General features: G+C 61.5%; 14 protein-coding genes. 11 read left to right on the forward strand and 3 right to left on the reverse strand.

The window, feature by feature from the left end; all coding sequences use genetic code 11:
- Positions 1 to 8 precede the first annotated feature (8 nt).
- The 4 genes from ABXH26_RS03035 to ABXH26_RS03050 all read left to right on the forward strand — a co-directional run bounded on the left by ABXH26_RS03035 (position 9) and on the right by ABXH26_RS03050 (position 4,549).
- Complete coding sequence (locus ABXH26_RS03035) at positions 9 to 836, forward strand: ParB/RepB/Spo0J family partition protein (protein WP_353565556.1); 828 nt, start codon at positions 9 to 11, stop codon at positions 834 to 836.
- A complete protein-coding gene (locus tag ABXH26_RS03040) occupies positions 833 to 1,486 on the forward strand; it encodes a hypothetical protein (RefSeq protein ID WP_353565557.1) in 654 nt (217 codons plus the stop codon). The genes ABXH26_RS03035 and ABXH26_RS03040 overlap by 4 nt, the downstream gene beginning before the upstream one ends.
- A 71-nt stretch (positions 1,487 to 1,557) precedes the next feature.
- A complete protein-coding gene (locus ABXH26_RS03045; RefSeq protein ID WP_353565558.1) occupies positions 1,558 to 2,154 on the forward strand; it encodes a DUF6602 domain-containing protein in 597 nt (198 codons plus the stop codon).
- A gap of 175 nt (positions 2,155 to 2,329) precedes the next feature.
- Positions 2,330 to 4,549 carry a hypothetical protein gene (locus ABXH26_RS03050; RefSeq protein WP_353565559.1) on the forward strand — a complete coding sequence of 740 codons (2,220 nt, stop codon included), beginning with the start codon at positions 2,330 to 2,332 and terminating at the stop codon, positions 4,547 to 4,549.
- Here the strand turns inward: ABXH26_RS03050 and ABXH26_RS03055 are convergent.
- Both ABXH26_RS03055 and ABXH26_RS03060 read right to left on the reverse strand, forming a co-directional pair.
- Positions 4,546 to 5,676 carry a cysteine desulfurase family protein gene (locus ABXH26_RS03055; RefSeq protein WP_353565560.1) on the reverse strand — a complete coding sequence of 377 codons (1,131 nt, stop codon included), beginning with the start codon at positions 5,674 to 5,676 and terminating at the stop codon, positions 4,546 to 4,548. The two genes, ABXH26_RS03050 and ABXH26_RS03055, sit on opposite strands and share 4 nt — an antisense overlap.
- A 350-nt stretch (positions 5,677 to 6,026) precedes the next feature.
- Complete coding sequence (locus tag ABXH26_RS03060) at positions 6,027 to 6,404, reverse strand: MmcQ/YjbR family DNA-binding protein (RefSeq protein WP_353565561.1); 378 nt, start codon at positions 6,402 to 6,404, stop codon at positions 6,027 to 6,029.
- A gap of 2,134 nt (positions 6,405 to 8,538) precedes the next feature.
- Here ABXH26_RS03060 and ABXH26_RS03065 point away from each other — a divergent pair.
- The 7 genes from ABXH26_RS03065 (at position 8,539) to ABXH26_RS03095 (ending at position 17,311) form a co-directional block, all read left to right on the forward strand.
- Positions 8,539 to 9,234 (forward strand): RNA polymerase sigma factor, encoded by a 696-nt coding sequence (locus ABXH26_RS03065; RefSeq protein WP_353565562.1) that lies wholly within the window; start codon positions 8,539 to 8,541, stop codon positions 9,232 to 9,234.
- A gap of 264 nt (positions 9,235 to 9,498) precedes the next feature.
- On the forward strand, positions 9,499 to 10,170 hold the full coding sequence (locus ABXH26_RS03070) for a tetratricopeptide repeat protein (protein WP_353565563.1): 672 nt from the start codon (positions 9,499 to 9,501) through the stop codon (positions 10,168 to 10,170).
- A gap of 42 nt (positions 10,171 to 10,212) precedes the next feature.
- Positions 10,213 to 10,503: a hypothetical protein gene (locus ABXH26_RS03075; RefSeq protein WP_353565564.1), complete on the forward strand. Its 291-nt coding sequence runs from the start codon at positions 10,213 to 10,215 to the stop codon at positions 10,501 to 10,503.
- A 58-nt stretch (positions 10,504 to 10,561) separates the two neighbouring features.
- A complete protein-coding gene (locus ABXH26_RS03080; protein ID WP_353565565.1) occupies positions 10,562 to 13,063 on the forward strand; it encodes a serine/threonine-protein kinase in 2,502 nt (833 codons plus the stop codon).
- Between the two features lie 57 nt (positions 13,064 to 13,120).
- Positions 13,121 to 14,515: an HlyD family secretion protein gene (locus tag ABXH26_RS03085; protein ID WP_353565566.1), complete on the forward strand. Its 1,395-nt coding sequence runs from the start codon at positions 13,121 to 13,123 to the stop codon at positions 14,513 to 14,515.
- 566 nt (positions 14,516 to 15,081) lie between these two features.
- Positions 15,082 to 15,855 carry a 3-keto-disaccharide hydrolase gene (locus ABXH26_RS03090; RefSeq protein ID WP_353565567.1) on the forward strand — a complete coding sequence of 258 codons (774 nt, stop codon included), beginning with the start codon at positions 15,082 to 15,084 and terminating at the stop codon, positions 15,853 to 15,855.
- Between the two features lie 34 nt (positions 15,856 to 15,889).
- Positions 15,890 to 17,311: a Gfo/Idh/MocA family oxidoreductase gene (locus ABXH26_RS03095; RefSeq protein WP_353565568.1), complete on the forward strand. Its 1,422-nt coding sequence runs from the start codon at positions 15,890 to 15,892 to the stop codon at positions 17,309 to 17,311.
- A 1,189-nt stretch (positions 17,312 to 18,500) separates the two neighbouring features.
- Here ABXH26_RS03095 and ABXH26_RS03100 read toward each other — a convergent pair.
- The gene (locus ABXH26_RS03100) at positions 18,501 to 22,235 is read right to left on the reverse strand and encodes a TIM-barrel domain-containing protein (protein ID WP_353565569.1); all 3,735 of its coding nucleotides are present in this window, start codon (positions 22,233 to 22,235) and stop codon (positions 18,501 to 18,503) included.
- Positions 22,236 to 22,310 lie beyond the last annotated feature (75 nt).

Genomic DNA, 22,310 nt, shown 5'->3' on the forward strand with positions numbered 1-22,310 from the left:
ATTCTCGTATGAGCGAACCTACAGAGATTAGCGAAATCCATCACATTCCTCTCGCTGAGATCGAAGTGAGTGGCGACAATGTTAGGATTTCAAAACAGACCGTAGCCCTCGATGAACTGGCTGCGAGCATCGCGATTCACGGGCTCCTACAGCCAGTTGTTTTGGTGGGCGTGTTGGGCAACCCTCCTTACCAACTGATCTCAGGGCAGCGGCGCTTTCTGGCCCACCAGAAGCTTGGCAGGAGCGATATCAAGGCTGTGTTCACTGGCCCTTTGAGCCGGACGGAAGCCATTATCCGAAGCCTTGTTGAGAACCTTCAGCGAGTGGATCTGAATTTCGCAGATACACAGATTGCTGTCACTGAATTGTATAAGGAGCTTGGGTCCGAGGAGGAGGTGCGAAAGCGGACTGGCCTCTCGATGCGTACGATTCGAGATCATCTGCAAATCGAGGCAAAAGCCTCTCCTGAGATTAAAAAGAAAATCATCGATGGAGAGATTTCGGTCATGGACGTCAAGCGCGCTCTCAGGGCGGCTCAGGATGATATTGCAAAGGCCGAGAAGTTGGTCGATTTGATTATCCAGAATGGCCCTCCGGCCAATGTGAAGAGGCGTCTTGTGACGTATGGTTCTTCTGATGAAAGGCTCACCGCGGATGAAATTTTCAAGGAAGCTAGCAAACCACATATTGAGCAGAAGATCATGCTTACCTTGGATAGGCACATGCAGGATTCCCTGATGACGGCCGCGAATAGTTTGGAGATGGATCCTTCGGAGTTGGCTGGCAGAGCACTTGAGGAATGGTTAACGGAGAACGGGTATTTGGTGACGCAATGAATGGTGCCGCCTTAGATCAGGATCTTGCCAAGATTGTTGGTAATACTCGACGGAAGAACCGAGTTTTGAGTATCCCTGACCTCGCCGATTGTATCCGTCGGTCTGCAGATGCTCTCGGTGGCGTTGTTCAGCTTGGTGAGAGAGTCATGCTGTCTCCGACAATGCTTCGGCAGTTCCTGAGTGTCGAGAATCTGCACCCAAGTGTGAGAGCGTTGTTTGATAATCGGGACTTGGACAGTGTGGATTTGTGTGCGCAGCTTGCTACGCTGGATTCAGAGGATCAGATAGTCCTTTCGCGGGAGGTATTGGCGGGTTCGCTGCAAACAAAAGACGTCAGGGACTTTAGGGAGCTTCGAAAGCGAAGTAAGACCTGTAGCGCGGACGAAATACTTAGAAAAGTGGTCGAGGCAAAACCCCAGGTCGAGTTTCTGGCGGAGTTCATTCTAAGATCGGGGGATGACCCGCAAAGTGTCGAAAATAGGCTGCTCAAGCATCTGGATGCAGCTGATGTAATCCGAATAGGTGTTGACGGTTCGATCGCCTCTCTTTCACTAACTAAGGCGGGTCGAGATCGGCTTCTCGACCTATCCAAGAGCTCGGGATTCACTCTTGAGCAGACCATCCAAATGGTGGCTTCCGGAAATCTATAGTAACGACATTTATGGATTTGCGACTTGGACTGGCAACGCAGCGACTCTCTTCGATGGCGAATGAGCTATACATGCTTCGCGAGAATTATCCCCCTTTAACGAAGAAAGCGGATGGAAAGTATGAAGGAGACATCCTCGCCTTCGTCAAGGGACTCCGGATTGCAGCTCTTTTGACTTACTGCCTGAGAGATTGGGTGTCTGGATCACACTGGGAAGCCAGTTGGGGTCATGTGATTGACAGTAACGGGAAGAGCTGTTCGCCTGAATGCGATATAATTATCCACAAGGGGCATGTCGCTCATTGGAATGGTGACGGTGGAAAGAATCCGATGATGGATTTTAAGTTTGTCGATGCGTCTAGCGTGCTGGCGGTCGTCAGCTGCAAATCTCGTGTGGCAAGTGTAGATGACGACTACCCGGGGCAGCTTGCGAAGTACGGCGTAAGGAAGGTCCTGCTGTTTGGGGAGTGCTGCTCTCAGTCAAACTATGAAAACCTGGTGAGTAAGGCTAAAGCGGCCGGATACCAAGGTTTGTGGTGTGCGTATTTTCAGAATGGATCTGGGGAAGGAATGGCCACGGATGAGAGCGTGTACGCCAATTTCTACGAAACGGTTAAGGCTCTTTTGGGGAGCGGTCATGTAAGAGCAAATGAACCAGCGGCTATTTGATTGGCTCTTATCTGCCAGATCTTCTGATGAAGTGGATCGGGCTCTTGAGGGTTTGAGTGGCACCTGGCTTCCGCTGGGAAGTAACGAGAACAACTTTGGCGTCATTGAGAACCAGCAGGCGTCACCGATTGCTGCGCTGATTGAGAAGCTGACCAACTCCATTGATGCCATTTTGATGAGGCGCTGTTTGGAGGCGGGTATCAATCCGAAGGGTATGGAGGCTCCGGATTCGATGCACTCGGCGATCGAGACCTTCTTCCCGGCGGATCACAAGAATTGGAATCTGACCGGTGTCCGCCGCAAGCAGGCCCAGTCCATCCAGATCCTTGCCGCGGGTTCGCGGACGAAGCCTTGCCTGACCATCTACGACGACGGGGAAGGCCAGCATCCCCGAGATTTCGAGCGGACGTTTCTCTCCCTTCTTCAAGGCAATAAGAACGAGATCCCGTTCGTCCAGGGGAAATACAACATGGGGGGAACGGGAGCGATCGTCTTCTGCGGGGAGCATCGCTACCAGTTGATCGGCTCGAAGCGCTTCGATGGAACTGGTGAGTTCGGATTCACGCTCATCCGCAAGCACCCACTTTCCGCGGAGGAGAAGAAGACCAAGAAGAACACTTGGTATGAGTATCTGAAGATCGACGGCAAGATCCCGAGCTTCCCGATCACCGAGCTGGATCTCGGCTTGGCGGGTGACCGGAAGTTCACGACCGGGACGATCATCAAGCTCTTCGACTACCAGCTTCCTGCCGGGAGCCGGGGTGGCTTGCCGCAGGAGGTCCGGAGGTCGCTGAACCAATTTCTCTTCGAGCCAGCGCTGCCGATCTACCTGAAGGACAGCCCCGAGCGGTATCCGAATAACAAGGTGCTGGAGGGTGACACCTTTGGCCTGAAGCGACGCTTGGAGGAGGACGACAGCCGCTACATTCAGGAGCATTTCACCGATGAGTTCGCCCACAAGGGCGTCGGGAGTTTCAAGGCGACCTGCTACGTCTTCAGGGCGAAGGTCGATGGCAAGACGGTCAAGGAGACGCGGGACGCGATCGACCGGGAGTTTTTCCCGGACGGAATGTGCGTCCTCTTTTCGCTCAACGGGCAGGTCCACGGGCACCTCGGAAGGCAGTTCATTTCGACGACGCTCAAGATGCCGTTGCTGAAGAACCATCTGCTGATCCACGTGGACTGCACCGGGATGGACTACGATTTCCGCTCCGAGCTGTTCATGGCGTCGCGGGACCGGTTGAAGTCCGGCGAGAAGACCGCGGAGTTGCGTCAGCTGCTGAAGGACGTGCTGATCAAGAGCCGGCTGACGGAGATCTACAAGCAGCGCAAGAACTCGATCTCGGTCGAAGGCGGCGATGCGAAGGACCTGCTGAAGGCGTTCTCGAAGAACCTGCCTTTCAACAAGGACTTGATGCGGCTCCTGAACCAGACCTTCAAGATCGAGCAGCACGACGAGGAGAAGAAAAAGCCCGACAATCCGGAGAAGCTGAAGGAGAAGAAGCACAAGGAGCCCTTCCAGCCCCAGCGCTACCCGTCTTTCTTCAAGCTCAAAAGTGGAGAGGGAAAGCAGTTCCTCACCATTCCCGAGCGGGACGAGAAGACGATCCAGTTTTCGACGGACGTGGAGGACAGCTACTTCGATCGCAGCGAGGACCCGGGCGACCTGAAGGTCTCCATCCTCCAGCATCGGAACAACGAAACCGATGGCGGCACACTTCCCGGCATGGTCGATTCGCCCGAAGAGCTGCTGGATATCCGTAAGAGTAGCCCGAAGGACGGAACCATCCGCATCGGACTCGGTGCGACCAGCGAACTGAAGGTGGGTGATGAACTTGAGATCACGGCCACCCTCGGCGGTCCCGAGGATTTCGAGTGCCGGTTCTGGGTGAAGATCACCAAGCCGAACGAGAAGCCGAAGGAGGTCAAAAAGGAGGACGAGGAGGAAGAGCCGCCGATGGGCTTGCCGGACTACTCGCTCGTCTATGAACACGCTCCCGAAGAGACGCCCGATGCCCTCACTTGGGAGAAGCTCGGCGAGTCAGTGGGAATCGACATGGATTGGGAGGTCCCAATGTTCCCCTCGGTGGGAGAGGATGGAAACCTTGAGCGGGTTTACATCAACATGGACAGCCGGGTGCTCCGGAACTTCAAGAGCCGGCAGGGTAACATCGGCGCGGATCAGGCCGAGCTGTCCGAGAAGAAGTACATTTCCTCAGTGTATTTCCACACGATCTTCCTGTTCAGCATCACCAAGAACAAGAAGTACGAGCTGAAGCAGGGCGAGAAGGAGGTGGATCTCCAGGATTACCTCAAGGACGTCTTTTCCAGCTACTATTCCGAGTTTCTGCTGAACTTCGGCATGGAGGACCTGATCGCCACGATGGCGGATTAGGGGACCTGCACGGTGAAGGCCTGCAGCGCTTTCACTAGTTGGAGCAAGTCGTCCTCGGTCGTTTCGAGGCCGAGGCTGACACGGATCGACTCGTCGGCCATCTCGTAGGAACCCGTCATCGCTTGGAGAACGTGGGAGGGGGTGATCGCGCTTTCCAGACAGGCTGAACCTGAAGAGACGCAGATTCCCTGCTGGTCGAGGTAGGTTACCGCACAGTCGCCATCGAGGCCGGGAAGGTGGAGGCAGCTTGTGTTCGGGAGGCGAGGGGACTTTGCAGCGTGGATTTCGGAACATCGGATTTCCTCCAGCATCGTACGTTCGAACCGATTGCGAAGATCTGCCACTTTTCGCCAAGTGGCTCGATCTCGACTGGCTGCAATTTCCGCTGCTTTCCCCAAGGCAACGATGTGCGGCACATTCTCCGTCCCGCCGCGAAGTGCGCCCTCTTGTTTGCCTCCGTAGAGAAGTGGCACGAACGAATCGGGATCGCGAACGATCAGGGCGCCGATCCCCTTCGGGGCACCGAACTTATGGCCGCTCAGAGTAAGGAACTCGACGGAGCTGTCGCGGAACGAGACGGGAATCTTTCCGACGGCTTGAACGGTGTCGGTGTGAAGCGGAACGCCCGCCTCCGAGCAGATCGCAGCGAACTCGGAGATCGGCCAAATGACGCCGGTTTCGTTGTTGGCCCACATCAGCGACACGACGGCCGTCTCGGATCGGATCGCTTGGCGGAGGTCATGCGGGTCGAGCATTCCCTCGGAATCCACCGGCAGCCGGGTCACCTTGACTCCGTGGTGCTTCTCAAGGTAGTCGCAGTAAGCCAGCACCGCCGAATGCTCCACGACAGAGGTGATGACGTGGCGTTTGCCGGGTTGGCGGAAAACGGCCGAATGCAGAGCCGCGTTGTTGGCCTCGGTGGCACTGCTGGTAAAGATCACCTGATTGGGTTCCGCATCGATTAAGGCCGCGACCTTGCCACGAGCATCCTCAATGGCCCGCCGCGCCAGCCGGCCGGGGGCGTGGATACTTGACGGGTTGCCCCAATTCTCGCGCAGCCAAGGCAACATGGCCTCCACCACTTCGGAGAGAACGGGCGCCGTGGCGTTGTGGTCGAGGTAGATCACGCTGAAGGAGACTAACCGGTGCGCAGGCAGTTGCGATGTCAAATCCGGTAAGTAGTGCCAATTCTGGCATCACGACGGCCTGAAGGCCGCACTACGAACGTTGGAGGCGTGCCACGAGCGAGGGCACGGAGAAGAAGCTAAGTTTCAAGACTCCAGGTTCAAGTTTTTCAGGAGGAACCGCGGCGGGGGAGATCAGGCAGGGAGAGAAGAAGCTGGACCACCGAAACACCGAAACCCCGAAACACTGGGCTGTCCGAGGATGGGGAAGTGAGCGGGAGCGAGAGGGCCGATCTGGAGATCGGCGCTCCATAGCCTGCGGCTGCCTTCATCCGCGATCTACAATCTAGCATCTACGATCCACCCTCTTCCGCCATCGGCGGGCGGAGGAAGGGCCGCTTGGCTTGCGGGAGAGAAGCGACGACGAGGTCGTAGGAGTGGTCGATCCAGTCGGCGATGAGCGAGGTGGCGATGGACCCGTCGAGGGTGACGGTGTTCCAGTGCTTCTTGTTCATGTGGTAGCCGGGGATGACGGCGTCGAACTCGTCGCGGAGGCCGATGGCGCGATCAGGATCGCACTTGAGGTTGAGGCGTGGGGGGAAGTCGGAAGGGTCGGTGAGGGCGAACATCTTGCCGCCGACTTTGAAGACCAGGACCTCGGGGCCGAAGGGGGTGGTTTCCTCGGCCCCGGGTTTGGCGAGGCAGCGGGCGATGGCGTCGGGGAGGTCCATGGTGGTAAAAACTGAAAGGCTGAAACACGGAAACGCCGGGCGTCCGGGAATTGGGAAGTGAGCGGAAGCGTGACGGCCGGTTGAAAGCCGGCGCTCCATAGCCTGCGGCTGCCTTCATCCGCGATCTACAATCTACAATCTAGCATCTACGATCCACCCTCTTCCGCCATCGGCGGACGGAGGAAGGGGCGGATGCGTTTGAGGGTGGAGGGGCCGATGCCGGGACGCGGTCGAGCTCGGCGAGCGAGGGCACGGAAGAGAAGAGCTGAAAAGCGAAACGAAGTTTCAAGGCTCAAGTTTTCAGGTGAAGCAGCGGCGGGGCGGATCAAGCCGGGGCGGGCTCGAGCGGCGGCATGTAGGCGGATTGGGAAAGGGTGACGCCGTGGTTGGTGAGGGCCCGGCCCGTCCGTGGTCCATCGTCCTTTGTCGGAGGAGGAAGGCACTTGGGCTGCGTTCACTCATCCCAAGTTCGACCACGGACCACGGACCACGGACAACGGACCCATCTTCAAATTTCGTCCCTTTCGACTCTTTCGTTGTTCCCCCCTTCTTCCGCGGTGGTCGGGACCTTCCGTGTATTCGGTGGGTTCCGTGGTTCCGTGGTTCCGCCGTTGGGCGGTGGCCGGGGTTGGGCTTGGTTCGATTGGTCAAAGCCCCGGATGACTTGATCTCTTCTGACAAGGGACCTCGGACGGGCCGCAGGCCGCCGACAACGGACCTGGAGCTTGCTCTGGCTCCGCGGCCGCCTGAAGGCGGAACTACGTGCGGATGGTGGCGGGGTGCGGGGGCTGCCGCCCGTCCGTGGTCGGTGGTCCAATGTCCTTGGTCCGAAGACAAAGAAGCACTTGAGATGTGATCTCTCGCTCCAAGTTCGACCAAGCACCCATCTTCAAATTTCGTCCCTTTCGACTCTTTCGTTGTTCCCCCCTTCTTCCGCGGTGGTCGGGACCTTCCGTGTTTTCGGTGGGTTCCGTGGTTCTGCCGTTGGGCGGTGGCCGGGGTTGGGCTTGGTTCGATTGGTCAAAGCCCCGGATGACCCGATCTCTTCTGACAAGGGACCTCGGACGGGCCGCAGGCCGCCGACAACGGACCTGGAGCTTGCTCTGGCTCCGCGGCCGCCTGAAGGCGGAACTACGTGCGGATGGTGGCGGGGTGCGGGGGCTGCCGCCCGTCCGTGGTCGGTGGTCCAATGTCCTTGGTCCGAAGACAAAGAAGCACTTGAGATGTGATCTCTCGCTCCAAGTTCGACCAAGCACCCATCTTCAAATTTCGTCCCTTTCGACTCTTTCGTTGTTCCCCCCTTCTTCCGCGGTGGTCGGGGATCTCGTCTGACAAGGGACTACGGACGGGCCGCAGGCCGCCGACAACGGACCTGGAGCTTGCTCTGGCTCCGCGGCCGCCTGAAGGCGGAACTACGTGCGGATGGTGGCGGGGTGCGGGGGCTGCCGCCCGTCCTTGGTCGGTGGTCCAATGTCCTTGGTCCGAAGACAAAGAAGCCCTTGAAGTGTGATCTCTCACTCCAAGTTCGACCAAGCACCAAGCACCAAGCACCAAGCACCAAGCACCAAGCACCAAGGACCACGGACCCATCTTCAGATTTCGTCCCTTTCGACTCTTTCGTTGTTCCCCCCTTCTTCCGCGGTGGTCGGGGATCTCGTCTGACAAGGGACCACGGACGGGCCGCAGGCCGCCGACAACGGACCTGAAGCTTGCTCTGGCTCCGCGGCCGCCTGAAGGCGGAACTACGTGCGGATGGTGGCGGCGTGCGGGGGCTGCCGCCCGTCCGTGGTCGGTGGTCCAATGTCCTTGGTCCGAAGACAAAGAAGCCCTTGAAGTGTGATCTCTCACTCCAAGTTCGACCAAGCACCAAGCACCAAGCACCAAGCACCAAGCACCAAGCACCAAGCGCCAAGCGCCAAGCGCCACGGACCACGGACCACGGACCACGGACCACGGACCACGGACCACGGACCACGGACCACGGACCACGGACCGGCGCAGTCCCGGCATCGGTGGAAACAATGGTCGACAAGGCTTCGCGAGTTTTTCAGTCTGGTGTCGCCCATCAGGTTGCGGCGTTCCGAATTCCACCCCGGGCTCTTCCATGCAGAAGGAGACGTCATCCACCTTGTTCGTGCCCACCCGCTGGACGCTGGTGCGGGCGGCGGGGGGAGCGGATGGCACGGCCTCCCGCCGGGCGCTCGAGGAGCTGTGCAGAACGTATTGGCTGCCGCTTTACGGCTATGTCCGGAGGCGGGGACATCGTCCGCACGATGCCGAGGATTTGACGCAGGGATTTTTCGCGCGGCTGCTGCGTCTGCGTTCCCTCGAAGGCCTGCAAAGCGAGCGCGGAAGGTTCCGGGCGTTTCTCCTCGCTTCGATGAAGCACTATCTTTCCGATGAGAGGGACAAACAGTGGGCGGCCTGCCGGGATGAGAGGCTGAACGTCACCCTGGATGCCGAGGCCGCGGAGCAGAAGCTCAGGCACGAGCCGACCGAGGGCATATCGCCCGAGCGGCTCTTCGCGCGGCAATGGGCGCTGACCCTGCTCGAAACCGTGGTCGAGCGGCTGAGCGCGGAATATCATGCCTCCGGACGGGGGATGCTCTTCGATGCTTTGCGCTTCGTCATTGCGGGTGACGAAGGGGCGGAGCCCTATGCCGTGGTGGCCGGGCGGCTGGGATCGAGTGAAGAGGCGGTCCGCGTGGCGGCGCACCGGTTGCGCAAACGCTACCGCGCGATCCTGCACGAGGAGATCGCGCAGACCTTGGATGACCCGGCAGACGTCGCCGACGAGCTGCGGGAGCTGCGCCGAAGCCTGGCGCCATGATTTTTTGGTAACGTTTCCGGTCCGGTTCCTCTGAAGAAAGTAGAGGGCAACCATGACCGACGACGAATGGAGCGACCACCCAACGCATTCTCCCGGGGAAACAGGCGCCGCGCCTGCCTTTCCTCGAATCACGGGAGGCGGGAAAGAAGGTCATTCCGGGACGCTTGCGGAGCCCCGTCACGCCTCCCGCCTGGCCGCTCACCATTCCAGTCCGTCCGCCGTTCCCTTCTCGTTTGAATCCGATCCTTCCAGCCCATCACCGCTATGAAAACGAATCCATCGATACTCCCTTCCAGCTCGACGTCCACCCTTGCCGCCGCCCTGGTCCTGGCTTCCACCGCAGGGGTCTTCCAGCTCAGGGCGCAGGACGAGGCTGCCGCCATGCGCGAGCGCATCGCCGCACTCGAAAAGCGTCTGTCCGAGCTGGAAAGCAGGGAAGCCGGGGAAAAAGCCAGGGAACGCCTCCGTGAGCAGAACAAAATGAGTGCTCGAAAGCGTGCCGCGGAAGACCGGCGCCGATACAAGCCGGAGGAGCTGGCCGAAATCGAAAGCCTCTATCAGATCGCCAACAAAAAGTGGCGTTCCGACGAAGCCCGGGAAAGCCTCAAGAAGCTTCTGGAAAAGTATCACGATGCCAACCGGACCGGCTGTTCCCTGCTCTACATGGGACAGATGAGCAAGGGGAAGGAACGCGTGGAATACCTCACCCGCGCGGTGGAGGAGTTCAGCGATTGCTTTTACCTCGATGGCTGCCAGGTCGGCGGATACGGGCGCTACGTGCTGGCCATGACCCTGTGGGAAAATGGCGACAAGGACCGGGCGCTCGCGCTGCTGGCGGAGTTGAAGGGAAGATACAAGGATGCCATCGACCACATGGGGCGTCCGATGTCCGCGGTGGCGGAAGCCGCCGAGGCGAGTATTGCCGCGGAACCATGAACTTGTCAGGCATCGAACCCGCACGAATCGAAAGGCAAGGAGATGAGCAGTGACCTGATCGCCGGTATCACAGGTTCAGTCCTCGGAGTGGCTGGAGGCTTGATCGGCACCTATTTCAGCTATCGTCGGGCACGGAGTGCGCGCGAGCGGCGATTCGTGATTCGAACGAGCACCGCAACCTTCGTTTTCGTCGGCTCGTTTCTGGCCATCTTGATTCTGTTTCCACAAGCACGGCCGATGGTTTTTCCATCGTATGTGCTGGTTTTATCCGGAGGCATGATTCTTCTGGATCGGAGATGGAGAAGGATCCGGAAAGAGGAAGCCGCACCATGACCGTGTCTAACCGTATTATACCCAAGTCTTTCAAACTTACGAGGGAACCTCGAAAACCATGATCCATGAATCTACATCCACGTGCCCGAAGTGTGGGCGATCGCTGATCGCCGGCTCGCTGATGGGCCTGTGCCCGGAATGCCTGCTCGCTGCGGGATTCTCCGCCTCGCCGGAAATCGGTGGGGCAGGATCCTTCGTCCCACCTCCGCCGGAGGAACTCGCCCCAGGGTTCCCGGATTTGGAAATTCTCGAACTCCTCGGCCGTGGCGGCATGGGGGCGGTTTACAAGGCCCGCCAGCGGAGGTTGGACCGGCTGGTGGCATTGAAGATATTGCCCCCGGGTCTGGGCGACGACCCTTCCTTTTCCAGCCGCTTCGAACGCGAGGCACGGGCACTGGCGAAGCTCCAACACCCCAACATCGTCACGCTCTTCGAGTTCGGAGAAAGCGGCGGGCAGTTCTATTTCCTGATGGAATACGTCGAGGGCGCGACCTTGAGGCAGTTGCTGAAAAACGGCGGGCTTCCGCCACGGGAGGCGCTGGCCATCGTGGCGCAGGTATGTGACGCGCTGCAATTCGCCCACGACCACGGGATCGTCCATCGCGACATCAAGCCGGAGAACATCCTTATCGCCAGCAAGGGCGGCGTGAAAATCGCGGACTTCGGCGTGGTGAGGATCGTGACCGGAGAAAGCGGCGAGGTCCCCGCCGCGCCGCCGGGGGTGCAGGATCCCGGCCAGACGGAGGTGGGTAAGGTCATCGGCACGCCTTCCTACATGGCTCCCGAGCAAAAGGAGCATCCCAGCGACGTCGATCATCGAGCCGATGTGTATGCCCTGGGTGTCGTTTTTTACGAAATGCTCACGGGGGAGCTGCCCGGCCAGCCCATCGAGGTTCCGTCCGGAAAAATCGGGATCGACGTCCGCCTGGACGAGGTCGTCCTGCGCGCCCTGGAGAGAGAGCCCGCGCGGCGCTACCAGGAGGTTCGCGAGATGCGGACGAGCGTCGAGACGATCGCGGCCACTCCCGAAAACGGCGCGGCTGCCGGAGGCGCCGCGAAAGGCGGGGATGATTTCACCCCGCAAGTCATGCTGCCGGTCGGGGGAGCGATCCTTGCAAGTTCGCTCATCGCGGCCTTGTTGTTTGCGACGGGGTTCTTGACCGCCGCCCTCGCCGTCTTCGTCTCCGGGCTCACGTTCGCGATGGTCTTCGGCGCGACCCGCATGCTGAGGGAGCCAAGGCAGGCGGGCGATTCCACCGGGTCATCCCGGGTGACGGGAAGGCGTCTCTTGGCGTGGACCGCCGCCTGCCTGCTGGTGGCGGCTCTGGGGGTGGGCATTGGGTTCTGGATTGCGCAAGGTGGTGAATTCCGCCGGCGGTTCGGGACGATGCATCATCCTGTCAGAGCCGCGGTCTCCGATCCGGCGAAGTTCGCGACGGCGGTGGAGGTGGAAGCGGCGCTCCGCGATGCGATCACCGCCCGCATGCGTGATGCGGGTTACGAGCCGGAATCGGTCTCCGTTTACGTCACCCCCGATCTGGAAGAAGCCGAATGTCGGTTGGGTCGGGTGTCGAAGGGTGGTCTTTTCTCCGATCCCTGGAACGGCTCGTTCGAGTTGGAGCCTCAAGGTGGCAACACCTGGCGGGTTGAGGGCCGCGGAGAACTGGGCGCGCTGAAGTTTTCCGTAAGCGTGCCGCCGGCAGGGCGCGGGGATGCGCGCCCGGAACCCGGTAATACCGAAGCCCGGATACGCTTTTCCGCAGAAAAGCAACTCTTGCTGGTGGACATCCACAAGGGCGACCAGTTTCAACTGCTGAATTTGAACACCGGCGAATTCGAGCCTCTGCCGGCGGGCTTCTCGAAAAAATCCGATCAGGAACAGAAGCAATGGGTCACCGAGAGCGATACGGATCTCATGCTGAACCTCATCGGGGACCAATGGGGGTTGTTCACGATCGAGTCGAAAGCCGTCGAACTTGTCAAAGTTGACGACACGCTCTGGCGGCAGGAGGCGATCGACGCCGGGGAAATTGCGCGCTTGCTGAACTCCCCGCCGATGGCCTCGAAGAGTCTCAGTGGATTTCGCGCTTATCTGCTGGGCAGCGACCCGGAGCTGCCCATGACCTTCCTCTACCGGACCGCCGCCGGAACCGCCGGGCTGCTTCAGATCACGGAGTTCAGAAAAAGTCCGCGCGCTGCGAAAGTCCTCGTGAAAATCGCGGAAACCCAGCCTGGTGCCGCAACCAAGGACCTTGGAGCCACCGGACTCGAAAGCGCCAAAGCGGAGACGGCGCTTGTTCGGAAAAGAGTCGAGGCGGGGTTGGCGCCGACTCTTGATCTCCTCATCGCGGAAGAGAAAGAGGCGCTGCTTCGGGCACGCGAGGAAGGAAGACCGGCGTCCGCCATCGCCCGGATCAAGGTCCGGTTCGCGCGGGAGCGACTGGAGATGAAGCAGGCCCGCTTCGATGCCGGAGTCATTTCCCAAGCCGAGCTCGACGCCGCCCGACGCGATCTCAGAAACGCAGAGGCCGAAATGGAGCAAACTTCCAGTCACAATTGACCTCCCTCAATCGAACCCCGTGCCGAGCACGAACCCGATCCCCACCACCTATATCCCATGAAAACGAGCATCTTGTCCGTCACCATCCTGGCCGCTTCCGTGGCATCTTTGTTTGCAGGAGATCCTTCGATTTCCATCGTCGAAAAATCCTCCCGCGGAGAATCGAAGGACATCGCATCCATCCGCGCCGATGGCGACGTCGAGCGGAGTGAAATCCGTGCCTTGTATCAGGAGGCGAAAAGAGCCTTCCCGGAAAACCGGCGCGATCTGTTTGGCCCCGACGCCGGTTTCGTGTCCATCGAGCTGACCGATGGCAACGAGACGATGCGGATTCGTTCATGGCATCCGCTTTTTTCCGACAAGCAGGACCTGGTGGTCACGTCCCACGGCGTGGAATCCCTGAATGGAAGAGAGCGCGAAGATGTGTTGAAGAAAGATGAAGCATGGTATCGCGAGGCACGGCGGGTTTTCGACAAGATCCTCAGCTACGCGGCGAGTGAGAGGAAAAAGGATCACGGAGACGTTGAAGCCCCGGGCAGGGACTCCCGCGACCCCGGCTTCACCTCATCTCTGGATGAACCTCCTGGCCGTCTGGACTTCAGCGTCGAGAAAAACCTTGTCCTCTCTGCGATCGAGGGTGACTCGCCCCACCGCTTCCTGAGTCTGCAGACCATGGAATTCGTTGCCGCACCGGACGGGCTGGAAGATTGGCCGGATGACAAACTGAAGCAGTGGATGATGCAGAACCCGGAGACTCTCATCCTGAGCCGGGGCCGCGGCCAGGGCTGGGAGCTGATCCATTTCGCCAAACCCAAGGCAGGGACCCGAATGATCAAGGTTCATGAAGATGTTTGGGAGAAGAAGAGCATCGACTTGAAGGACCTGAAGGGGATGATGCATCGCTCCGCCACGCCGGGCGCGTGGGGCTTCATCACCCACCGTGTGAACGCGTCGGCGGCCTTCCTTTTCCACAGCTACTCGGGTGTGACCTATCTCTGGAGGGTGGCGGAGTTCGTGGGCAATCCCGGCTCCGTCAAGCTCACCTTCCGCGCCCCCCAGCGGGAAAGGAAAACCGAAGTCGTACCCGGAAAAGAGACCGTACCCGGAAAAGAGGCCCTACCGAAGTCTGCCTCCCCTGCGCTGAAAAGAGCGGCGGCGCGATTGGACGACGTCAGGAAAATGGCGGCTGCCAACATGATCTCGAAGTCCGAACTTCTCAAAGTGGAAGAGGAAGTGGCGCTGCTCCGGGCGAGGGAGGAAGGAAGCCCCGCGCCCGCCATCGCCTGCATCAAGGTGCGTTTTGCCAGGGAGCGTCTGGAAAGGATCCAAGCTCACTTTGATGCGGGGATCGTGCCCCAGGTCGATCTCGATGCCGCCCAACAGGAATTCGCAGACGCTGAGGCCGCATTGGCCAAAGCTTTGAATGAGATCGAAGTCATCGAGTCCGATTGAAGGGCTGTACGGGCGAAGCCGTGGGTGAGGGGGGAGAGGGGTCTTCAGGCGGTTCGCGGACGACCGAGGGCAGTTGACCCTACCTGCACGGGAATCACAGACAAACCGCGGCAGCGTGGAGGGAATGGGGGAACAACGAAATCGGCGAAAGGGGCGAAATTTGAAGATGGTAGGGTCGACCGCCCTCGGTCGACCGCGAGCTACCGGCGCGGCTCCGATGTTCCTATCAGGCGGATCATGGGAAATCGGCCGACCGACATGCGCTCCGACCAACGCAATCGGAACCACGGAAGTCACGGAAGTCACGGAAAACCGGGGCAGCGTGGAGGGAATGGGGGAACAACGAAATCGGCGAAAGGGACGAAATTTGAAGAGGCTTTTCCATCTTATGCTGACATTTTCGATCGTTTCGGGGTTCCCGGTGCTTTTGTGCGGGTCGCGTGTTTCCGCGTGGCCCGTGTTCGCCGCCGCCGTGCATGACAGAAGGAGGCGACGGAGGCTGTCGGGTTGGTGGGGGGAAAGACGCCATCAGGGGTGGAGGCCATTGATTCCGCCTTCCGACCCTCATGAAAACCCACCTGATCCTGATTTCCGGACTTCTTTTTGGCTTGTTGCCCGTCCTCGGCGCCGACCCCGCGCCCAATACCCTGACTCTCCGGCAGAAGGCCGATGGCTGGCGCTTGTTGTGGGATGGCCGGACCTCGGAAGGCTGGAGGTCGGCGAAGAGCGACCAGTTTCCCGCCAAGGGCTGGGAGATGAAGGATGGCATCCTGACCGTGCTGCCCAGCGGCGGTGGCGAGTCGGGCGGTGGCGGCGACATCATCACCCGCGAGCGCTTCAAGGACTTCGAGCTGCAGGTGGACTTCCGCATCACCGAGGGCGCGAACAGCGGCATCAAGTACTACGTGCAACCCAATCTGGGGCCGATCGACAAAGTGACGGGCAAGCCGGCGAAGACGGGCTCGGCGATCGGGCTGGAATTCCAGATCCTGGACGATGCCCGCCACCCGGACGCCAAGCTGGGAAGGAACGGCAACCGCACCATTTCCTCGCTCTACGACCTGATCCCGGCCGACGCCGACAAGAAGGTGAACCCGGTGGGCGAGTGGAACACGGCCCGCGTGGTGGCGAAGGACGGCCACGTCGAGCACTGGCTCAATGGCGAGAAGGTGGTCGACTACGACCGGAACTCCGCCGCGTTCCGCAAGCTGGTGAAGATGAGCAAGTACAAGGACATCCCGCAGTTCGGCGAGTGGCAGGATGGCCACATCCTGCTGCAGGACCACGGCAACAAGGTGTCCTTCCGCAATATCATGATCCGGACGCCGAAGACGAAGTGAGCCGGCATTTTTTCCAAAGCCTACCCATCCACCCATGAACTCCTCCGTTTTTGAAAAGCGCGGCTCGTCGGGCATCGACCGTCGCCATTTCCTCAAGGGCGCGCTGGTCGCCGGCGCCATCGGCTGCGCGCCGAACCTGCTGCTCGGCGCGGGCACCCGACGGGACAAGGTAAAGCTCGCCTGCGTCGGCATCGGCAACCGCGGGCGCGACGTGATCCGCGACCTGCACCGCACCGGACTCGCCGAGATCGTGGCCCTGTGCGACACCGACATGGGCGCGCCGCACACGCAGGACATCCTGAAGCAGTTCCCGAAGGTGCCGCGCTTCCAGGATTTCCGGAAGCTGTTCGACAAGATGGGCCGGGATTTCGACGCGGTGTGCATTGCCACGCCGGACTTCTCGCACTTTCCGGTGGCGATGCTGGCGATGTCGCAGCGCAAGCACATCTACGTGGAGAAGCCGATGGCCCACAGCTTCCGCCAGATCGAGCTGATGATGGCCGCGGAAAAGAAATACGGCGTGGCCTGCCAGATGGGCAACCAGGGCCACTCGGAGGCGAACTACTTCCAGTTCAAGACCTGGGTCGATGAAGGCATCATCCGCGAGGTCGACCGCATCACCGCCTTCATGAACAACCCGCGGCGCTGGCACGGGATGAAGGTGGACGATTATTTCCCCAAGGAGGAGGTGCCGGAATCGCTCGACTGGGACACCTGGCTGGCGACGGCCCGCAACCACGCCTACAACCACGGCTACATGAACGGCGAGTGGCGTTCATGGTTCGACTTCGGCAACGGAGCGCTCGGCGACTGGGGGGCGCACATTTTCGACACCGCGCACCAGTTCCTGGATCTCGGGCTGCCGGTGGAGGTGGAGCCGACGCTGGAGGGCTACAACCCGCTGATCTTTCCGCAGGCCTCGACGCTGGCCTTCCGTTTCCCGAAGCGCGGATCGCAGCCGCCGCTGGAGCTGACCTGGTACGATGGAACCCGTAATTTGCCGCCGCTGCCGGAGAACTTCGGCAGCGCGGTGGTCGATCCGAACATCCCGCCGCCCTCGGCGGGCACGATCGACACCAAGGCCTACCCGCCCGGCAAGGTGATCTACGGCGACGGGCTGGTCTTCAAGGGCGGCAGCCATGGCTCGACGCTGGAGATCATCGGCGGCGAGCGCGCGGAGGACGTGCTCGCCCACCTGCCCGAAGTGCCGAAGAGCCCCTCGAACCACGCGGCGAACTTCCTGAAGTCCGCCATGGGTGAGGAAAAGTGCCGCTCGAACTTCGCGGTGGCCGGGCCGCTGTGCCAGGCGATGGCGATCGGGATCATCGCCCAGCGGGTCAATGCGAAGCTGGAGTTCGATCCCGCAAGCAAGCGCATCACCAACCACAAGCTGGCCAACGAGCTGCTGGACGGCGTGCCGCCGCGCAAGGGTTGGGAGACCTTCTACCGGATTTGATTCTCGGGGAGATCGGGCCGGTCGTTCTGGGGGTATGGGTTTTCCTCCGGAGCGGCCGGTTCCTTTTTTGAACCACGGAAAAGTCGGGCAGCGTGGGGGGAATTCGGGAACAACGAAATCGGCGAAAGGGACGAAATTTGGAGACGGTAGGGTCGACCGCCCTCGGTCGACCGCCCTCGGTCGACCCCGAGTGACCCCGCGGCTCCGATGTTCCTATCAAAACCGGCCGACCGCCATGCGCGCCGACCAACGCCATTGGAACCACGGAAATCACGGAAATCACGGAAAGCCGGGGCAGCGTGGAGAACCGGGGAACAACGAAATCGGCGAAAGCGACGAAATTTGAAGACGGTAGGGTCGACCGCCCTCGGTCGACCGCGAGCTACCTGCGCGGCTCCGATGTTCCTATCAAAACCGGCCGACCGCCATGCGCGCCGACCAACGCCATTGGAACCACGGAAGTCACGGAAATCACGGAAAGCCGGGGCAGCGTGGAGAACCGGGGAACAACGAAATCGGCGAAAGGGACGAAATTTGAAGACGGTAGGGTCGACCGCCCTCGGTCGACCGCGAGCGACCCCGCGGCTCCGATTTTCCTATCGGATTCGGCCGGACCCGACGCTTGGGAAAACGCAACGCGGACGGGGAAGACTGATCCACAGACTTCAGGATGATGTTCGCAGTGCCTCATTCTTCATTTCGACCCTTTCGTTGTTCCTTCCATCTTCAGGGCTGAGCGGGCGAAGTCGTGGGTGAGGGAAAAGAGATCTCTTCAGGCGATTCGCGGTGGACCGAAGGCGGTCGACCCTACCTGCACGGAAATCACGGAAAGCCGGGGCAGCGTGGAGAACCGGGGAACAACGAAATCGGCGAAAGGGACGAAATTTGAAGACGGTAGGGTCGACCGCCCTCGGTCGACCGCGAGCGACCTGCGCGGCTCCGATGTCTCGATCGACTTTGGCGGAAACCGACGCTTGGGAAAACGGATCGCGGACGGGGAAGATCGGTCAGACGACTTTAGGGTAATGTTCGCAGTGCCCCATTCTTCATTTCGTCCATTTCGACCCTTTCGTTGTTCCTTCCTTCTTCAGGGCTGCACGGGCGCAGCCATGGGCGAGGGAAAAGAGATCTCTTCAGGCGATTCGCGGTTGACCGAGGGCGGTCGACCCTACCCCGTTGAGCGTTTCTCTTATGGAAGATCCGCGCGGACGCGGAGCAGGAGGCGGGGGCCGGCCATGGCGTGGAGGAAATGGCTGAGCGTTCCGGAGGCGGTCAGCTCGGCCACCATCGACCAGTCGCGGTCGTCCTCGCGCCAACGTTCGATCTGGTAGAGGTTTCCCGGAACACTGGGCCAGTAGATGGCGAAGAAGCCCGGCGGGTCGGCCAGGGCTTCGCCCGTTAGCCTGACCCGTGACGCGGGATCCAGAGGCGAGGTGCCGAAGGAGACCTCCATGGCGTCGTCCTGATCATCGTGATCGCTGTCGGCGCGATCAAGGTCGGTGCCGAGCTCGACCTCGCGCACGTCGTCGAGTCCGTCCTGATCGCTGTCGAGCAACTCGTCGCTGGCGATGAGGCGGACGGCCCTTCCGTCATCGATGAAGCGCACGACCAGCTGCCGGTCCGCGGCCGACCAGAACCAGCCGGCGTCCATGCCGGTGAGTGCCTCCTCCGAGGCGGCCTCGGCGACCAGGGCGTGGCCGAGGATGACCATGCGCGGGCGGGCATCCCAGTCGTGGGCCCGGACCACCGTGGCCCGCGGCAGGTGCGGCGTGTAAGCTGCCGGATTCTCCGAGCGGGTCTCGTCCTTGACGAAGCGGAGCGTGTTGTCGGCCGGCCACTCGGCGGTGAAGCGGGTGAGGCACCAGGCCTTTTCCAGAAGATATCTCCGCGTAAGGCCATCGTCCTCGTAGAGATCGTAGCGGGTGGGTGAAGGTCCCGGGAAAAGATCGAGGGTCAGGGGGTCGAGCGGGGCTTCATCGGCGTGGGCCATCGCCGGCCCGGACGGCAGGATGGCACCCTCCTTCACGAACACCGGGATCTGGTCGAGCGTGGCCTCCACCTCGATGGTACGATCTCCCTCGTAGATCGTTGTGGGATCGAAGAAGTCATGCCATTTTCCCGGCGGCAGCCACACGGAAACGGTGGCCGGGTCCGCGGTGGAGAGGGCCGGCGCGACCAGCAGCCAGTCGCCCAGGTAGTATTGGCTTTCGTGCGTCCAGGCCTCCGGCCGCTGCGGGTGCTCCAGGGCCATCGCCCGCATCATCGGGATGCCCTCCTCCGCGCCCTGGCGGGCGGTGGTGTAGAGATAGGGGAAAAGCCGGTAGCGGACCTTGAGGTAGCGGCGCAGGTTTTCCTGCGCGCGGGCGCTGTAGAGCCACGGCTCGCGGCCGTCGTGGCCGTGGGCGCGCATGAGGCCGCTGAAGGCCCCGAACTGGGCGACCCAGCGGATGTAGAGCTCGTCGCTCGGCTTGGCGAAGAAGCCGCCGAGGTCGTTCGAGCACCACGGATAGCCGGACATGCCGAGCGCCAGCGCGCCGGTGATCTGGCGGCCCATTTCCTCGATGGTGTTCGGGATGTCGCCCGACCAGGTGGCGGCGAAGTGATGGTTGGCATAGCCGCCGCGGGTGATGAACATCGGCCGCTGGTCGGGCGTTTCCTCGAGCCAGCGCTCGTGGACGACCTTGGCGGCGCGGTTGGCCATCAGGTTGTCGCCGGCGACGTCGAACTCGTCCGGCCAGAACCAGTCGCCATAACCCGGCGCGATGACCTCATCCCAGTGGGCATGCCACCAGGCGTCCGCCACGGCGGGGTCGGTGAAGTCGCCGTTGCCGGCCTCGGGCGTGCCCTTGTTGTTGTGGAGGCCGACGTGGAAGCCGAGCCCGCGGGCCTCCGCGAACATCCCCGGCAGGTCGGGGAAACGCTCCGGATCCCAGCGGTGCGGCGCGAACTTCGAGCCGCGCCAGCCGTAGTCGAAGACATAGACATCGGTCGGGTAATCCTCATCCCGCAAACGGTGGATCCATTCGGAAAACTCGGCCTGCGTGGCGTGGTCGTTGCCATACTTCGATAGCATGAAGCCATAGGCCCACTTCGGAAACAGGCGCATGCGTCCGGTCAGCTCGCTGTAAAGCCCCAGCACCTTCTTGAAGCCGCCGGCCATGTACCAGTAGTCGAGCTGGTCGGCGGTCTGGAAGCCGCCCGCGGCGTCGAACGAGGTTTCCTTCGACACCGTGTTCAGGAAGATGCCGTAGCCGGCGGTGCTCATGAAAAAGGGCACGCAGGTGCGGCCGTGGGTGACCGTGAACTGGTCGTAGCCCGCGCGCTTGTCGAGCGGGCTGGAGTGGCCGTGATCGCCGCTGCCGAAGCCGAAGCGGGCATGATCGCCGCCGTTCTCCTCGCGCGTCACGCCGCGCTGGTCCTGCTCCGACCACATGCCTTCGGGATCGGCATCCTTGACGATGAGATAGGTGTTCGAGGCATCATACATCTGCAGCCGGAACGGGCTCTTGCAGGCGCGGAGGGTCATGGCCGGCGTGTGGATGCCGATGTAGGGGCCGTGGTCGACCACGGTGTGCTCCACGGGATCCCAGTCGTATTTCCGCACCATGAAAAGGTCCGGGGAATCGTCGCTGCGGAACTGGCCGTCGGGCGCATACTGAATGCGCGCCATGTCCGGGGTGTTGAGGGTGATCCTCGTTTCGGCACCGTGGGCGAGGTCGAAGTGGATCACGTTGCCCTCGCTACGGTGGCCGACGTAGTCCGGCACGCCGAGCCGGTCCTGCAGGCCGGCGGTAAGGGTGATCGGCAGCTCGGGCTGGTTCTCCGCATCGCTCTCGAGCACGATTTTGCCCCCATAGCGGGTGCGGCCGGCCACGGGCGAGATCGAGGCCTCCAGCCGCAGCTCGTCGCCGGCGGCTTTCGAAAGGGAGAAGGGAAAGGCCGCCGGATCGGCAGGATCGATCTCCGCGCCGCCCACGAAGGCGCGCAGGCGGAAGTCGCCGAGTTGGTCGAGGCGGAGCGACGAAATGGTGATGGTGGCATCCGGTGCCCCGACGGGGGTGATGGAAACCGTGCGCGCCGAGGTTTCACCGAGCCTCACCGAGCCGAGGTCAACGTCCTGCGGGCTGGCCGCGATGGCCGCGGTGCCGGTGATCCACTTTTGGGAAAGCCACGACTCGGTGGCGCGCCGGTCGCCACCGGAGACATCGGCGGCATACACGAGCACCTCGGCGAGCTGGCCCTGATAGGGATCAGTGGTGCCGCCGCTGCGGCCGTTGTTTCCCAGGTCGAAGCGGTCGAAGGCGGGAAGCGGGACCTCGGTGTTGGAGGTGGCGAGCAGGTTGCCATCGACGTAGAGGCGTGCCAGCGAGGGGTGGACGAAGCGGGCGGTGACCACGTGGAAGGCGTTGTCGTTGAAAGCGGTGGAGGTCGGGGTCTCGATCCAGGTGGGGTTCCGGCGGAACAGACTGAGCCGCCCCGGGCCGCCCGTGCCCTCGTTCACGAAACGAATGCCCGCCATCTGGTTGAAGGCGCTCTCCCTGACCAGCGAGAAGATGACCGCGTTGCGTTCAGTGTCCGACCGGACGACGGCAAACACCGTAAATGGATAGGCGGGGATCGGAGCCGCGGTGGCGTGGAGGTGGTCGGCGCCATCGAAGTCGGCGGGCTCGAAGGCCACCACCGGCAGGCCGCCGAAGCCGGGGCCGGGCTGGATGTAGGTCGGCGTGCCCCGGGTGTCGGTCAGGTCGTGGCCGTGGCCTGAAAGGTCCTTCCATGCTTCCACCGCCTGACCGTCGAGGAGGCCGGAGTTGGCTGAGGCATCGATGTCGGTCGCATCGAAATGAAGCGCCAGGCCTTGCGAAAGCGGCGGCGCGGAGTAGGCGGGCAGGACGAGCGAGAGAACGAGAAAGAGAAGGCGTTTCACTGGGGTGGAAAAGGCGAACAGAAGGGCCCGGCGATCGGAGGGCGGACTGCCCTGGGATCGCCGGGCCCGGAGGTG

The organism is Haloferula sargassicola, from assembly GCF_040362925.1.
Lineage (GTDB): Bacteria > Verrucomicrobiota > Verrucomicrobiia > Verrucomicrobiales > Akkermansiaceae > Haloferula > Haloferula sargassicola.

Excerpts from the sequence above, each read along its gene's own strand:
- ABXH26_RS03035 (WP_353565556.1), top strand. The coding sequence starts at position 9 with ATGAGCGAACCTACAGAGATTAGCGAAATCCATCACATTCCTCTCGCT.
- ABXH26_RS03040 (WP_353565557.1), top strand. The coding sequence starts at position 833 with ATGAATGGTGCCGCCTTAGATCAGGATCTTGCCAAGATTGTTGGTAAT.
- ABXH26_RS03045 (WP_353565558.1), top strand. The coding sequence starts at position 1,558 with ATGCTTCGCGAGAATTATCCCCCTTTAACGAAGAAAGCGGATGGAAAG.
- ABXH26_RS03050 (WP_353565559.1), top strand. The coding sequence starts at position 2,330 with ATGAGGCGCTGTTTGGAGGCGGGTATCAATCCGAAGGGTATGGAGGCT.
- ABXH26_RS03060 (WP_353565561.1), bottom strand. The coding sequence starts at position 6,404 with ATGGACCTCCCCGACGCCATCGCCCGCTGCCTCGCCAAACCCGGGGCC.
- ABXH26_RS03070 (WP_353565563.1), top strand. The coding sequence starts at position 9,499 with ATGAAAACGAATCCATCGATACTCCCTTCCAGCTCGACGTCCACCCTT.
- ABXH26_RS03075 (WP_353565564.1), top strand. The coding sequence starts at position 10,213 with ATGAGCAGTGACCTGATCGCCGGTATCACAGGTTCAGTCCTCGGAGTG.
- ABXH26_RS03080 (WP_353565565.1), top strand. The coding sequence starts at position 10,562 with ATGATCCATGAATCTACATCCACGTGCCCGAAGTGTGGGCGATCGCTG.
- ABXH26_RS03085 (WP_353565566.1), top strand. The coding sequence starts at position 13,121 with ATGAAAACGAGCATCTTGTCCGTCACCATCCTGGCCGCTTCCGTGGCA.
- ABXH26_RS03090 (WP_353565567.1), top strand. The coding sequence starts at position 15,082 with ATGAAAACCCACCTGATCCTGATTTCCGGACTTCTTTTTGGCTTGTTG.
- ABXH26_RS03095 (WP_353565568.1), top strand. The coding sequence starts at position 15,890 with ATGAACTCCTCCGTTTTTGAAAAGCGCGGCTCGTCGGGCATCGACCGT.